Annotated in this window: 16 protein-coding genes and 2 tRNA genes; 12 read left to right on the top strand and 6 right to left on the bottom strand. The window is 59.5% G+C overall.

The genetic code is table 11. From position 1 onward, the window contains the following. The first annotated feature begins 65 nt into the window (after positions 1-65). Positions 66-464, top strand: a complete 399-nt coding sequence (locus ACFKSJ_RS07710; RefSeq protein ID WP_440949224.1) for a 30S ribosomal protein S6e — start codon at positions 66-68, stop codon at positions 462-464. Here the strand turns inward: ACFKSJ_RS07710 and ACFKSJ_RS07715 are convergent, their stop codons facing one another. From ACFKSJ_RS07715 to hypB, 3 genes are all read right to left on the bottom strand, one after another. Continuing rightward, on the bottom strand, positions 465-953 hold the full coding sequence (locus ACFKSJ_RS07715; protein ID WP_440949225.1) for a DUF2240 family protein: 489 nt from the start codon (positions 951-953) through the stop codon (positions 465-467). An 80-nt stretch (positions 954-1,033) separates the two neighbouring features. After that, a complete protein-coding gene (locus tag ACFKSJ_RS07720; RefSeq protein WP_440949226.1) occupies positions 1,034-1,411 on the bottom strand; it encodes a 30S ribosomal protein S8e in 378 nt (125 codons plus the stop codon). 98 nt (positions 1,412-1,509) lie between these two features. Continuing rightward, on the bottom strand, positions 1,510-2,157 hold the full coding sequence (gene hypB, locus ACFKSJ_RS07725; RefSeq protein WP_440949227.1) for a hydrogenase nickel incorporation protein HypB: 648 nt from the start codon (positions 2,155-2,157) through the stop codon (positions 1,510-1,512). A 52-nt stretch (positions 2,158-2,209) separates the two neighbouring features. On the opposite strand from hypB, the gene ACFKSJ_RS07730 reads away from it, so the two are divergent. The 6 genes from ACFKSJ_RS07730 (at position 2,210) to ACFKSJ_RS07755 (ending at position 4,830) form a co-directional block, all read left to right on the top strand. Beyond that, on the top strand, positions 2,210-2,482 hold the full coding sequence (locus ACFKSJ_RS07730) for a signal recognition particle subunit SRP19/SEC65 family protein (RefSeq protein ID WP_440949228.1): 273 nt from the start codon (positions 2,210-2,212) through the stop codon (positions 2,480-2,482). Next, entirely contained in the window at positions 2,479-3,129 is a 651-nt protein-coding gene (locus ACFKSJ_RS07735) for a histidinol phosphate phosphatase domain-containing protein (RefSeq protein WP_440949229.1), read from the top strand. The genes ACFKSJ_RS07730 and ACFKSJ_RS07735 overlap by 4 nt, the downstream gene beginning before the upstream one ends. A 101-nt stretch (positions 3,130-3,230) precedes the next feature. After that, complete coding sequence (locus ACFKSJ_RS07740; RefSeq protein ID WP_440949230.1) at positions 3,231-3,455, top strand: H/ACA ribonucleoprotein complex subunit GAR1; 225 nt, start codon at positions 3,231-3,233, stop codon at positions 3,453-3,455. A 13-nt stretch (positions 3,456-3,468) separates the two neighbouring features. Then, positions 3,469-4,473, top strand: coding sequence for a transcription initiation factor IIB (locus tag ACFKSJ_RS07745; protein WP_012617032.1), 1,005 nt, complete (start codon positions 3,469-3,471; stop codon positions 4,471-4,473). A gap of 11 nt (positions 4,474-4,484) precedes the next feature. Beyond that, positions 4,485-4,556 (top strand) — tRNA-Ala (locus ACFKSJ_RS07750). A gap of 202 nt (positions 4,557-4,758) precedes the next feature. Beyond that, a tRNA-Ala gene (locus ACFKSJ_RS07755) sits at positions 4,759-4,830 on the top strand. Between the two features lie 55 nt (positions 4,831-4,885). Here ACFKSJ_RS07755 and ACFKSJ_RS07760 read toward each other — a convergent pair. After that, positions 4,886-5,290 carry a Tfx family DNA-binding protein gene (locus tag ACFKSJ_RS07760; RefSeq protein ID WP_440949231.1) on the bottom strand — a complete coding sequence of 135 codons (405 nt, stop codon included), beginning with the start codon at positions 5,288-5,290 and terminating at the stop codon, positions 4,886-4,888. A 203-nt stretch (positions 5,291-5,493) separates the two neighbouring features. On the opposite strand from ACFKSJ_RS07760, the gene ACFKSJ_RS07765 reads away from it, so the two are divergent. Then, positions 5,494-6,336 (top strand): F420-dependent methylenetetrahydromethanopterin dehydrogenase, encoded by an 843-nt coding sequence (locus ACFKSJ_RS07765; RefSeq protein WP_440949232.1) that lies wholly within the window; start codon positions 5,494-5,496, stop codon positions 6,334-6,336. A gap of 72 nt (positions 6,337-6,408) precedes the next feature. Here the strand turns inward: ACFKSJ_RS07765 and ACFKSJ_RS07770 are convergent, their stop codons facing one another. Both ACFKSJ_RS07770 and ACFKSJ_RS07775 read right to left on the bottom strand, forming a co-directional pair. Further along, positions 6,409-7,338: a galactose-1-phosphate uridylyltransferase gene (locus ACFKSJ_RS07770; RefSeq protein WP_440949233.1), complete on the bottom strand. Its 930-nt coding sequence runs from the start codon at positions 7,336-7,338 to the stop codon at positions 6,409-6,411. Positions 7,339-7,754: 416 nt separating this feature from the next. Continuing rightward, the gene (locus tag ACFKSJ_RS07775) at positions 7,755-8,741 is read right to left on the bottom strand and encodes a 5,10-methylenetetrahydromethanopterin reductase (RefSeq protein ID WP_440949234.1); all 987 of its coding nucleotides are present in this window, start codon (positions 8,739-8,741) and stop codon (positions 7,755-7,757) included. Between the two features lie 318 nt (positions 8,742-9,059). On the opposite strand from ACFKSJ_RS07775, the gene ACFKSJ_RS07780 reads away from it, so the two are divergent. From ACFKSJ_RS07780 to ACFKSJ_RS07795, 4 genes are read left to right on the top strand one after another with little or no spacing between them, the layout of a single operon-like run. After that, complete coding sequence (locus tag ACFKSJ_RS07780; protein ID WP_440949235.1) at positions 9,060-10,049, top strand: hypothetical protein; 990 nt, start codon at positions 9,060-9,062, stop codon at positions 10,047-10,049. Then, positions 10,046-10,720, top strand: coding sequence for a type 1 glutamine amidotransferase (locus ACFKSJ_RS07785; RefSeq protein ID WP_440949236.1), 675 nt, complete (start codon positions 10,046-10,048; stop codon positions 10,718-10,720). Before ACFKSJ_RS07780 ends, ACFKSJ_RS07785 begins: the two co-directional genes overlap by 4 nt. Beyond that, a complete protein-coding gene (locus tag ACFKSJ_RS07790; RefSeq protein WP_440949237.1) occupies positions 10,654-11,490 on the top strand; it encodes a TIGR01458 family HAD-type hydrolase in 837 nt (278 codons plus the stop codon). The genes ACFKSJ_RS07785 and ACFKSJ_RS07790 overlap by 67 nt, the downstream gene beginning before the upstream one ends. After that, a complete protein-coding gene (locus ACFKSJ_RS07795) occupies positions 11,487-12,602 on the top strand; it encodes a hypothetical protein (RefSeq protein WP_440949238.1) in 1,116 nt (371 codons plus the stop codon). The genes ACFKSJ_RS07790 and ACFKSJ_RS07795 overlap by 4 nt, the downstream gene beginning before the upstream one ends.

A 12,602-nucleotide genomic window follows, 5' to 3' on the forward strand; every position in this document is an offset into this window, starting at 1 on the left:
ATTTATATCGGCGTCATCCAATGTTATAGGTACTTCATTTATACTCAATACGGAGTCAGAAGACCATGGTAGAATTCAAGGTAATCCTTTCAGATACCCGCACAGGCCACTCATACAAGATGGATGTCAGCGGAGGGGCAGCAGGAGCGCTCATTGGGAAACGTGTAGGAACTGAGATCGATGCGGCACCACTCGGGCTGAACGGGTACAAGATCCTGATCACCGGAGCATCGGACAGGAACGGCACACCGTCCCGCAGAGACCTGCCCGGGTCAGGGAGAAGGGGCCTCCTCCTTGCAGGCGGCGTCGGGTTCAACCCCAAGGAAGACGGACAGAGGGCGCGCAAGTCGATCCGCGGCAATGAGATCACCGCAGACTTTGTGCAGATCAACGCCAAGGTAGCCACCTACGGCGAAAAGTCGCTGGAGGAGCTGCTCGCAGCCCCCGCAGCGGCAGCAGAATAATCAATCCACTATTTTTCTTCCCTTTCGCGCACTGGAGTGGAGCGAAGCGAGGGTATCGCTGATCGGGACACCGTACCGGCGGGAGAGAAGGACGAGGCCGGCCTCAGGGGAGAGCTGACCGTCGAACTGGTCGTGCACCAGGGCCGCGACCTCGGCCATCACCTCCTGGGCGGACCGTCCGGTGGCACCGGTGACCCGCTCGACCTGCACCTGGTACGGGTCCTGCTCCTCAAAGATCGCCGTCGTCGGCTTGAACCCGAGCGGGGCCGTCACCGAGGCCACGGCAAAGAGCGGCTCGATCAGCCCGCCCGCGATCCTGACCAGCCCCCCTTCCTCTGCACGCTGCAGCAGGAGGGCGGCCTGGTCCCGGCTCATCCACATCCGGTCGATGGTCAGATAGAAGATGAACTCGCTCTTCTGCAGACGCTCCTTGCGGAGATGTCGAAACGGCGCAGCGACCGTGATCAAAAGGCTCTCTGTACGATCCATACCAGTTCTCGCCCGGCCTGCAGCAGTGAGATGCTGCGTTCCACTAGAGTATCAGCGGAGGTGTCTAAAAAAATAGTGTATTACTCTACCAGAACCGCGTTGATGACGCCGTCCTGACCGGGCCGGCTCATAATGCGTGCCCTGCCGAGTTCTGTCCTGATGATGGCACCCTTGGTGAGCAGGTTCCGCCGGACATAGTTGGGGTTGGCCGTGTTCTGCTCGACGGTCTCAATCTTCACCTGCTTGCAGACACCGGTGCTGCGGTTGGCGACTGAGGCATAGGTTGCACGGAGTGCACGCACCTTGACGTTGCCGCCAAAGGTCCGGATCATCTTCTTCCTGTCCACGCCGATATGCGTCTCAGCAGGCGACTTTCCAATCTCAGTTCTTCGCTTCCCCCGCAGAGGTGCGTACCTGCCGCCAGTCACTTTTCGTATTGATTTTCCTTGCCAGAGCATGTAGTAACCCCGTTATCACTTATGTATCGTCTGTCAGGATAGAGATCCCTTATCAGAGTGCTATAATTGTACCTGTCAAAGATATTTAACAGCTCTGTTCACTTCAGGATCTCATCGAGCAGGGCCTTCGTCCCCTCCCCGGTCTTTAAGTTGGTCCGAAAGACCGGCATCGTCGGGTTGTACCGGGCGATGTCGCGGGTCATGCGCTCGAGGTCGGCACCGACCAGCGGGGCCAGGTCCACCTTGTTGATCACCCCGATCGTTCCACCGCGAAACATCATCGGGTGCTTGTTCACGACATCGTCCCCCTCGGTCGAGGAGACGACGACGACCCGCTTTTCGGCGCCGAGGGAGAAGTCGGTCGGGCAGACCATGTTCCCGACGTTCTCGATGAAGAGGAGGTCGAGCTGGTCGAGGGGAAGGTGGCCGATCGCGTGCTCGACGATGTGAGCGTCGAGGTGGCACTCCTTGCCCGTGTTCGCATTCACGGCCGGAACCCCGAGCGACACGATCCGTTTGAAGTCATCGTCCCCGTAGACGTCCCCGGCGATCGCGCCGGCCCGGATCCCCCGCTCGGCGAGCAGCGGGACCAGCCGCTCGATCAGGGCGGTCTTCCCCGAGCCGATCGCCCCGAGCAGGTCGATCGCCCGGATCCCGTGCTCCCGGAGGAGAGCAGCGTTCTGATCGGCGATCCGGTCGTTGGCCGCATAGACATCCTGCTCGATCCGTATGTCAATATGATGCATACATGTACTTGCAACGTGATCTGTTTATAGGTTAACCTCCTACCCATAGTGAATGGAAAAAGAGCGGATTCTGTACCCCAGTTACTTCAACGGAGCCCTGAAAAGGAGCGAAGGACGGCGCGTTCCCCAGTCCCTCGCCCAAAAGGGAGTGCTTCTGGGAGACCTCGAACGGGCGGTCAAAAAGAGCGGACTCACCGGCAGGACAGAACAGAACCCGCACCCGGCGTTCTGGGCCCGGCATGAAGGACGGGTCGTGGTCCCGTGGGACCAGTCCAAGGAGGTGCTGCTCAGGACAGTGGCCGCCCATCTGGAGGTGAAGCGGTGACCGGCCTCTACGACCTGCACACCCACACCACGCTCTCCGACGGGGAGATGCTCCCGCTGGAGCTGATCAGGCGGATGTCGGTGCTCGGGTATACGACGGTCGCCATCGCCGATCATGTGGACACCGCGACCTCTCCGCTGGTGCTGCCGACGGCCGACGCCGTTCGGGAGTCGGCCCGCCTCTTTGGAGTCCGGTTCCTGCCGGCCGTCGAGATCACCCATGTCCCGCCCGAGGAGATCCCGGCCCTTGCACGGCGCGCCAGGATGGAGGGTGCCGAGATCGTCGTCGTCCATGGAGAGACGGTCGTCGAGCCGGTGCCGGCCGGGACCAACCATGCGGCCTGCGGCTGTGCGGATGTCGACATCCTCGCCCACCCCGGGCTGATCACCGACGAGGACGCAGCCCTGGCCGCAGCCAACCACGTGGCCCTGGAGATCACCTCACGCGGCGGCCACAACCGGACCAACGGCCATGTCGTCAGGGCGGCCCAGCGGGCCGGATGCCGCCTCGTCGTCAACTCCGATGCCCACGCCCCGCACGACCTCCTCTCCGCCGATGCGAAGATGGCCGTGGCACGCGGGGCCGGCCTCTCGGCACGCGAGGCCGAAGAGGTACTGGCTTTAAGTATCGATGAACTGGTGCGCTGACCTGGAATTATTTGAATATTATCCTCTTATTTTAAATATCAGATGGTTCCAAATATATATGTTACGAAAATATTTTTCAGAATCTATACCACAGTGATGCTATGAAAGTGATCGGTCGTATTAATGGAATTTGTGGTCGACGGCTGATGATCGTCAGGTGTGATGCAGCACAGCTCCCGAAGCTGTACTCGATCGTGGTGAACCAGCGCATGCATCCTGTCGGCAAGATTATGGATCTCTTCGGGAACGTTTCAAAACCATATGCAACCGTTCTCTGCCACGACCAGTGTACAGCACAGCCCGGCGAGAAAGTGTTTGCACGATGATAGGTGAACTCTGATGCAGGAGATAGAGAAACTACGAATACTTCAAACCGAGCGCGAGGCCCTGAAGAACCGCAACAGGGTCATCGAGCACGAGAAGAAGACTGAGGACCATACCGAGTCCGTCTGCCCGGAGTGCAAGAGCAGGCAACTGGTCCATGACTATGAGCGGGCAGAGCTGGTCTGTCAGAACTGCGGGCTTGTGATCGACGACGATTTCATCGACCGCGGGCCGGAATGGCGTGCATTCGACCACGACCAGCGGATGAAGCGGTCGAGGGTCGGGGCGCCGATGACCTTCACGATCCACGACAAGGGTCTCTCCACGATGATCGACTGGAGGAACCGGGACTCGTACGGTCGTGCGATCAGCAGCAAGAACCGGGCGCAGCTGTACCGGCTCCGCAAGTGGCAGCGGCGGATCAGGGTCAGCAACGCAACCGAGCGAAACCTTGCGTTCGCCCTGAGCGAGCTGGACCGGATGGCCTCGGCTCTCGGTCTGCCGAGGAACGTCCGGGAGACGGCCGCTGTCGTCTACCGTGACGCCGTCGACAAGAACCTGATCCGTGGCCGATCGATCGAAGGGGTCGCCGCCGCAGCGCTGTATGCGGCCTGCCGGCAGTGCAGTGTCCCGCGGACACTCGATGAGATCGCCGAGGTCTCGCGTGTCTCCCGTAAGGAGATCGGCAGAACCTACCGGTTCATCTCGCGCGAGCTCGGGCTGAAACTGCTTCCGACATCCCCGATCGACTATGTCCCGCGCTTCTGCTCGGGATTGACGCTGAAGGGCGAGGTCCAGAGCAGGGCCGTGGAGATCCTCCGCCAGGCTGCAGAACGCGAGCTTACGAGCGGCAGAGGGCCGACCGGGGTCGCTGCTGCTGCCATTTATATCTCCTCGATCCTCGGGGGCGAGCGACGTACCCAGCGCGAGGTTGCCGAGGTCGCCGGCGTGACCGAGGTCACGATCAGGAACAGATATAAGGAACTGGCTGAAAAGTTAGATATCGAGATAATCCTCTAATCTTTTTATTCGGGCTCGTAGATCAGGGGTAGATCGTTACGTTCGCAACGTAAAGGCCGCGGGTTCAATTCCCGCCGGGTCCATCGCGCTTTTGGGTCTTTTTTGTGTTTTCAGTGCACCCCCGTGCACCCGTCTCGACCAGATCGGCCGGAGACGATCGGGCTGCCGCTGCGTGCGACCCCGACCCGTCCGTCCCGGGGACCGGAAAACGGGCATTTCTTCAGCAACAGATATATGGGACCGCCGACCACCTAATATGGAGACAGACTCTCAGTCTGCAGTAAAGGGCTCGTAGATCAGGGGTAGATCGTCACGTTTGCAACGTGAAGGCCACGGGTTCAAATCCCGTCGGGTCCATCCGTTTTTATACATTCAATTTTTTTAAAAAAGTTATTCGAGTGTATCATACCATTTATTCAAAGTAGAGGTCCCCATCCTGGGTGATATAGACACCGATCTCCTCCCTGATGTACCGTCCCCGGACCTGATCGGGATGTGAATCGCGAAGCCGGTTGATCAGCGAGAGCGTATCGTACTTGACCTTGATCCCGTGCTTCTCAGCCTCCTTGTAGATCGATGGACCGACGGTCAGCAGATCGGTGCCGGCCGGGATGGTGCAGAGTGCGATGGCGTCCAGGGTGTAGAGGAATCGAAGCGTCTCCTTCGCCCTTCGAATATTCTCCATCGCCGACTTCTCGACGGTACAGACATTGGCCTTTGAAGTTCCGATGATATCAGCGATCTGCTGCTGGGTCATCCCCTGCTTCCGGTACCTGAGCACCTCTTTCTGCCGCTCCGTCAGCAACCCCTCTTTCATATACAATAACTAGTTCCAGACGATTAATAGGTTATCATTAACCAGCAGGGCCGGCCCCACCAGATGAGATGACGCGCACCGATTTCTCACAGGAAAATCCTGGTTTTTTCATGAATTATGGATTTGAGTGGCAGAAATCAGAAAAAATTCAAAATGTTTATATCAGTATTGATTGTAATTACGTAGCATAAAGAGGTGAATCAATGGTTGTTAAAGTTGGAATTGCCAAATTAGGTAATATTGCAAGTGGCGTAATGGCCGAGCTTCTTCTTGATGAGCGTGCAGACCGTGAGGACATGCAGACCTTCATGGCGACGAGCGGAACCAAGCTCCAGCCAGAAGACATCGACCGTGTCGTCTCAACGATGAAGGCATGGGGACCAGACTTCTGTATTGTCGTCTCCCCGAACGGCGTCCTCCCCGGACCTGTCGGTGCCCGTGACGAACTCCAGAAGGCAGGCATCCCCTGCGTGGTGATCACCGACGACATCACGACCAAGAAGGAAGGATGGGAAGCCCTGAAGGCCAGCTCGTTCGGATACATCATCATGAAGGCAGACGCGATGATCGGCGCCCGCCGCGAGTTCCTCGACCCAGTCGAGATGGCAGACTTCAATGGAAACCTCGTCAAGGTCCTGGCCCTGACCGGTGCATTCAGAAAACTGCAGACCGAACTTGACAAGGTCATCGACCAGGTCAAGGAAGGCAAGAAGGGCGCAGACCTCGTACTCCCGAAGATCGTCATGACCTCGGACAAGGCAGTCGACGGCGAGTTCTCAAACCCCTATGCACTGGCAAAGGCACGCGCAGCCTACGAGATCGCCCAGGCGGTCGCAGGTGTCAACGTCAAGGGTTGCTTCATGACCAAGGAATGGGAGAAGTACATTCCGATCGTCGCCAGCGCCCACGAAATGATGCGCCAGGCAGCAGCTCTCTGTGACGAGGCCCGCGAGGTCGAGAAGGCCGGCAACGGTATCATCCGCAAGCCCCACAAGAAAGACGGCACCATCGTCTCCAAGACCACGCTGATCAGCAAGCCTGAGTAAACCCACCACCCTTTTTTTCATTGTGTTGAACGCACCGTCCTGATCGGAGAGGGAAAAATCAGGTTGTCGACGCTACACCCGGATCTGCCGGGCGTACCTCCCGAGATCTTCAGGAAGTGTGAGGATCACCGGATTCAGATGGAGACGCTCCATAAACGCCGTATCGCTGGCCGAGTGGATGTTCGGGTTGATCCGTGCGATCATCGAACAGAACGCAGAGAAACCGCGGTCACGCCCACCACGATCGAAGAAGAGCGAGGCATTGAAGGCCAGGGTCCCGAGTTCTTTATAGAGGGAGATGACCCGGAGCATCCCGGCAGCGAGGAGATCCAGGTATGGTCCGAGATCGTCGATCGTCGCGATGGGAAGCAGAGCCCGGACCTCCTGCTCGCCGAGCGGCACCGCATGGGCGGTCCAGACGATCTCGTCCCCGAACAGGTACCGGTCCGATGAGCGTTCCCGCTCCCGCAGCACCTCCCAGTACGTCCGCTGGTGCCGGTCCCGGTACCGTTCTCCGGCGTCCAGGTACCGCTCCACCAGCGAGGGGGCCCGCCGCTCCACCATCCCCTGCAGGTGGGGATGGGCGATACTGGCCCCGGCCGAGGGGAGATAGTTCCAGTTGATGCTCGGGTACCCCTGGTGGCCATGCAGCGACTGCACCTGTCCGGCGAAGGCGTCCACCAGCTGCTGCTGACGAAAGGTTCCGACTTCATGAGCCGTTGTGATGACCGTCACCGTGTGCCGGGGGGCGTAGGGGTAGAGATTCGGGAAGGTGACGCTCTCCCCGACATGGATCCTCGTCCCGTCAGCAAAGGCCGGTGTCATCGATTCGAGCGCATCGGGACAGAACGGGCACCCCGTTGGCGGGAGCGTGAACCCGGCTCCCCTGCCGTTCAGCCGCCTCTTCAACCGGGCCGGACTGATCGTGCACCGCAGACCGGTCAGGTGCTCCAGGCGGTACTGGATGACCCCGTCCGCCACCTGCTCCTCGATACTGAACATCGCTCTCCTGCTAGCATGAGGGGGCGTTGGATATATAGTGTTGGACAGACCGTCCCCGACCAATTGTAGACGAAAAAAGTGTTGAATAGGGGTTTATTTTAGGATTATAGTGTTGAACGCAACATTCCAGACCAATCGTCGACTCAAAAGAGTCGACGATTGGTCTATTCTAGGATTAGGTGCGTTTAAGACTATTTGAGAAAACCAAATCTGTATCAACAGTTTGGTTTTCGACTATAGATGCGTTTAAAAACCTCGAAGAATTCCGAGAGGATTCTTGAGCCAGGTCTCTCCTACAGGTGAACCAGAGATCTGTCAACTGCTGGGTTTTCACCTACAATACCTGCAGGTATCGTCTCCGATATGGATGATGAAGAAGTCGCGAAAAAAAGGATGGGGGTATTTCTCAGAGAGACTTATACCACGTACTTGCCGAGCAGGCGGATCGAGGTGGTCATGTCCGGACCGAGTGGGGAACCGAAGATGATCTGGGTAACCCCTGCCTTGGTCAGGTCTTCGCACTTCTGCTTGACCATGTCCGGGGTGCCGGCGATGGTGAATGCATCGATCTCCTTGTCCCCGACCAGTTCGCCGACCGTCTTGAAGTCGAACTTTCCGAGGGCTGCCTTGATCTTTGCGACATTGTCGAGGTCGAGGCCGTGGCGGGTGAGCAGTGGCTCTGGGGACCCTGCTGCGATGAATGCTGCAACGATCTTGGCCGCGTTCCGTGCCTTCTTCTCGTTCATGTCGATCGACATCGCGGTGTATGCCCCGATATCGAACTTCTTCTTGCCGACCTTCTCGTTGGCTGCCTTGATGATCGGGATGGCGACCTCAAAGTCCTTCGGGTTGGACGCGTTGATCAGCGCACCGTCACCGATCGTGCCTGCGAGCTCGAGCACCTTTGGCCCCTGGGCACCGATGTACACCGGGATACCCTTCTTGCCTGGGAGGGTCACACCGGTCAGCTTGGCGCCGTCGTAGTCAAAGAACTTCATGCCGCTCTTCTTGACCTCTTCACCGGCGAGCAGTTTCCTGATCTGGATGACTGCCTCTTCCAGGCGTCCAACCGGCTTCGATGGCTCGATTGCGAGCTTTGGAAGGGTTGAAAGGTCGCCTGGTCCGATGCCGAGCACTGCCCGTCCGTCTGAGATCTCGTTTAAGGTCGCAATGAACGATGCCATCGCGGCCGGGGTGTCAGTGAACGAGTTCATGATACCGGGTCCCATCTTGATCGAATCGGTCGCCTGGGCGATCGCTGCGAGGACCGGGTAGCAGTGGCGGTTATTGTAGTGGTTAGTGATCCATGCAAAGTCGATATCCTTTGACTCTGCAAGCTTACAGTAGTTGACAACCTGCTTTACATTCACGTTGCCGGGTACAAACTCAATTCCATAGGTCATGTGAACTTCACCTCACACTCTAGTACAATACACAAATTTAAATATGTTCCCTTTTTCTACCAGAGAATTCGATCAGATTCCACTTATTCCTGATACCCGTTTCCGATTCCGGCACAATCCGGCCTCCGTTATCTGGAGAGGATTTCAAAAAAAACCGGAACGCAGTGGATGTTTCAAGATCAAACGTAAAATCACGGATATTTATGAAAAGGGTCTTTGCCGGCACAGAGCCCATCCTTTTGAATAGTTCCAAATACCACCATTATCCAGAGAATGCCTTAGTCTGTACAGGCGTTCAGCCGGCTGCACGGGGTTATAATGATCTGTACTCATCCCATCTCCCACTCACTGGAGCGACTGGTCACCCTGACCGAGCAGTTGCTGGACCTCGAGATCACCATCAAACGGCTCAAGGAGACCCCGTACCGGGGGATGCTCCTCGACCCGTACACCTACGACACCGACGAGACCTATATCCTCGTCAGCACCGCGTACCTGGGGATGCTGAAGGATTTTGTGATCGCTAGGCACTGCATGACGCTGCTGCTGAAAGGGTCCGCATTTCACACCGGGAACCTGAAGGTCCTCTCGTACAACGAGGAGTCGGCGTACCGCGGGATGAAGCAGATCTACCTGGACATCCTCAAAGAGGACAGTGAATGCGGGAGAAAGATCGAGACCCCGCAGCTGCTCAGGATCCTCTTTCAGCTGTACACCCACTTCTACGAGACCTGCGTTGAGGTTCCCTGGGACATCATCGTCAACCGCTGGCTGTACCAGCACTGTCCGCGGATGCGAAAGGCGCAGATGTACTACCTGATCAAGGAGGGAAAGCGGGACATGGCTTCCCTCCTCCAGTTCAAGGAGTCGCTGCCGAAGAAGTTCTTCGTGATGAACAAGGCGATGTTCTATGCACGCGACCTGTACCTCGCCGATGTCCTCCCCTCCTACGACCTGATGCCGGTGAAGAACATCCCCCAGATGCAGAAGTTCGAGCACCTGGAGGTGAAGGAGATGCTGACGACCCGCTGGACGAAGTCCTCATGGTACAAGACCAAGCTGGTCGGGGACCGGATGAAGGAGATCCTTGAGGAGAATGTCCTGTCAGACAATGAGAACCTCAAGGACACCGCGTACTTCAATGGGATCTTCAACCAGGGCGTCGCAGTCACCGACCTCTGGTGCTCGTATATGCACATGGACACCTGGTTTACCTGGGCCCCTCCGGAGGTGCACAGGGTCACCGATGCACGAAAGGAGGAGATCGAGGAGTCTGCACTCAGGCAGATCTTCGGGGACCTGATATGATCACGCTCCTCCAGCATGGTCCCGGCGAGCAGCCCGGTCGGATCCTCCCCCTGCTCGACGATCAGGGGATGAACTGCACCGTCCTGCACCTGTACGACGGGGAGAGGGTCCCCGTCGAACCGGTCGAGGGTCTGATCGTCCTCGGCGGGCTGATGAGTGTCAACGACGAGCAGGAGTACCCCTTCCTCGCAGCAGAGAAGCGACTGGTCAGGGCGATGATCGCCCGGGGCCGGCCGGTCCTCGGGATCTGCCTCGGCGCCCAGATGATCGCGGCCGCCCTCGGCTGCCGGGTCTTCGATACGACCCCTGAACAGGGCTGGTACAGGGCCTGGAGGGTACCTGGCGGGGATACCCGGTTCCCTGCAGAGGCCCCGGTCTTCGAGTGGCATCGACAGACCTTCGACCTCCCAGAGGGGGCCACTCTCCTGTACCGGGGGGAAGGGACTTCGCCGCAGGGGTTCATCTACCGGTCCGCCCTCGGAGTGCAGTTCCACCCGGAGGCCACTGTCCCGATCATCAGCCGCTGGATAGCCGGCATTCCTGCTGCAGCGAGGGATACTCTTATTCAGCAGTCGATGCAACCAGAGAATCGGAGCAATCTCTTATGCAGCGCACTTCTCGGATGGTTCCAGACGAGGCGGTCGACCTCGACGGGATCGACGCCTTCCTGATCGACCTGGACGGCGTCCTCTACACCGGGGCCGCCCCGATCCCCGGGGGGGCGGAGACACTGACCCTGCTCGACCGGCTCGGCTATCGGGTGGTCTTCCTCTCGAACACCACCCAGCGGTCCCGTGGCTCGATCCAGGCGAAGCTGCAGTCGATGGGGATCCCGGTCGACCGCTCCTCGATCTTCACTCCGCCGGTGGCGGCCGTCGCCCTGATCGAGGAGGAGGGCGGCGGTCGGTGCCGGCTCTTCACCACCGGGGACGTGCACCACGACTTTGTCAGCCCGGCGATCGAGATCCAGCCTTCAGGCAGGGTGGACTATGCGGTGATCGGGGACGCCGGCGACCGCTGGACCAACGCACTGCTGACCGATGCGTTCAGGTGCGTGCAGGACGGGGCCAGGCTCCTCGCGCTGGAGAAGGACCGGTACTGGATGGGCAGTGACGGTCTCCGCCTCTCGGCCGGCCCGTTCGTCGCGGCGATCGAGTATGCCACCGGCGCGACCGCGACGGTGCTGGGCAAGCCCTCACCCCAGTACTTTCTCCGGGCCCTGCAGACCCTCGGCGTCAGTCCGGAACGGGCGGCGATGATCGGCGACGACGTCGTCACCGACATCGGGGGGGCTCAGCAGGCCGGGCTGAAGGGAATCCAGGTCAGGACCGGGAAGTACAGCGAGGAGGCGGTCCTGCGGTCGGGGATCGTCCCCGACCTCCTGATCGATTCGCTGGCTTCGCTGCAGACGATGGTACAGGCGAGGCCGGACCGGCGATGACCCCGGGACAGGTCGCCGGGCTGCTGCTGCTCGCAACCCTCTGCCTCGCCTCAGCCGGCTGCATTGAGGGGGTGCTCACCCCGGCCGGAGGCGTGGTGTACCCGCAGATCGTCCCCGAACCAGGGGCCACCGCGCCCCCGGCACCAGAGTACACCTTCAAGTTCCAGGAGACCGTCTTCTCCTCCTCGACAGCGGTCGACGGGCCGGCCTATGCCGGTGCCGTGCATGCGGACAGGACCGTCCTCCTCTACAGGAACCTGCCGGACCAGGAGTGGATCGGCGGGTCATACCGGGCGGAGATCAGCGACCCGGCGCAGACGACCCTCTACCAGCAGCTGCTGGCCGGGTTCCGGGAGGCCGCCGAGCGGCACCACCTGGACCGCGACGCCTACCTGGAGTTGATCGCCGCGTTCGTCCAGCAGATCCCGTACAGCAGCGTCGACGGTGCAGGGGCGAAGTTCCCGATCCAGACCTACCAGGACCGGGCAGGGGACTGCGATGACAAGAGCCTGCTGCTGGCCGCCCTCCTCGCGGCGGAGAACTATAATGTCTCACTGCTGGTCTTCCCTGCAGAGGAGCACATGGCGGTCGGGGTCAGCTGTCCGGGCGAGGGTTACCAGAAGAGCGGATACGCCTACATCGAGGCGACCAATGTCAGTTATGTCGGGATCCCGCCGGATACGCTCGAAGGCGGGGTGCTGCTGCAGTCGACACCCCTGGTCATCAGGGTCGGGGACGGCACAGGGGAGTACTCCCGGACCGACCAGACCAGTGCGATCGCTGCAGCAGAAACCCGCGCCGACCAGCAGGCCATGGCCCTGGCGTCCAGCCTGAACGACCAGAAGCGCGACCTCGTCGCACAGAAGGAGCGGCTTGACCAGCAGTACGCTGCAGTAGCCGCGATGCCGGCCGGCAGGGCACAGCAGGACCTGGCCGACCAGTACAACCGGGACCTCGCCCGAACCGTGCAGCAGGAGGCGGCGTACAACGCCGGCGTCGACCAGTACAACAGGTACAGCATTGCTCATAACTATATTATCAGCCACCGGTACGACCGTGAAGGCACGTACCGATGGCTGCAGAGCAATGCCCCGACCCTCCTCTCCGGGTGA

The organism is Methanosphaerula subterraneus (assembly GCF_052055875.1).
Classification (GTDB): Archaea; Halobacteriota; Methanomicrobia; order Methanomicrobiales; family Methanospirillaceae; genus Methanosphaerula; species Methanosphaerula subterraneus.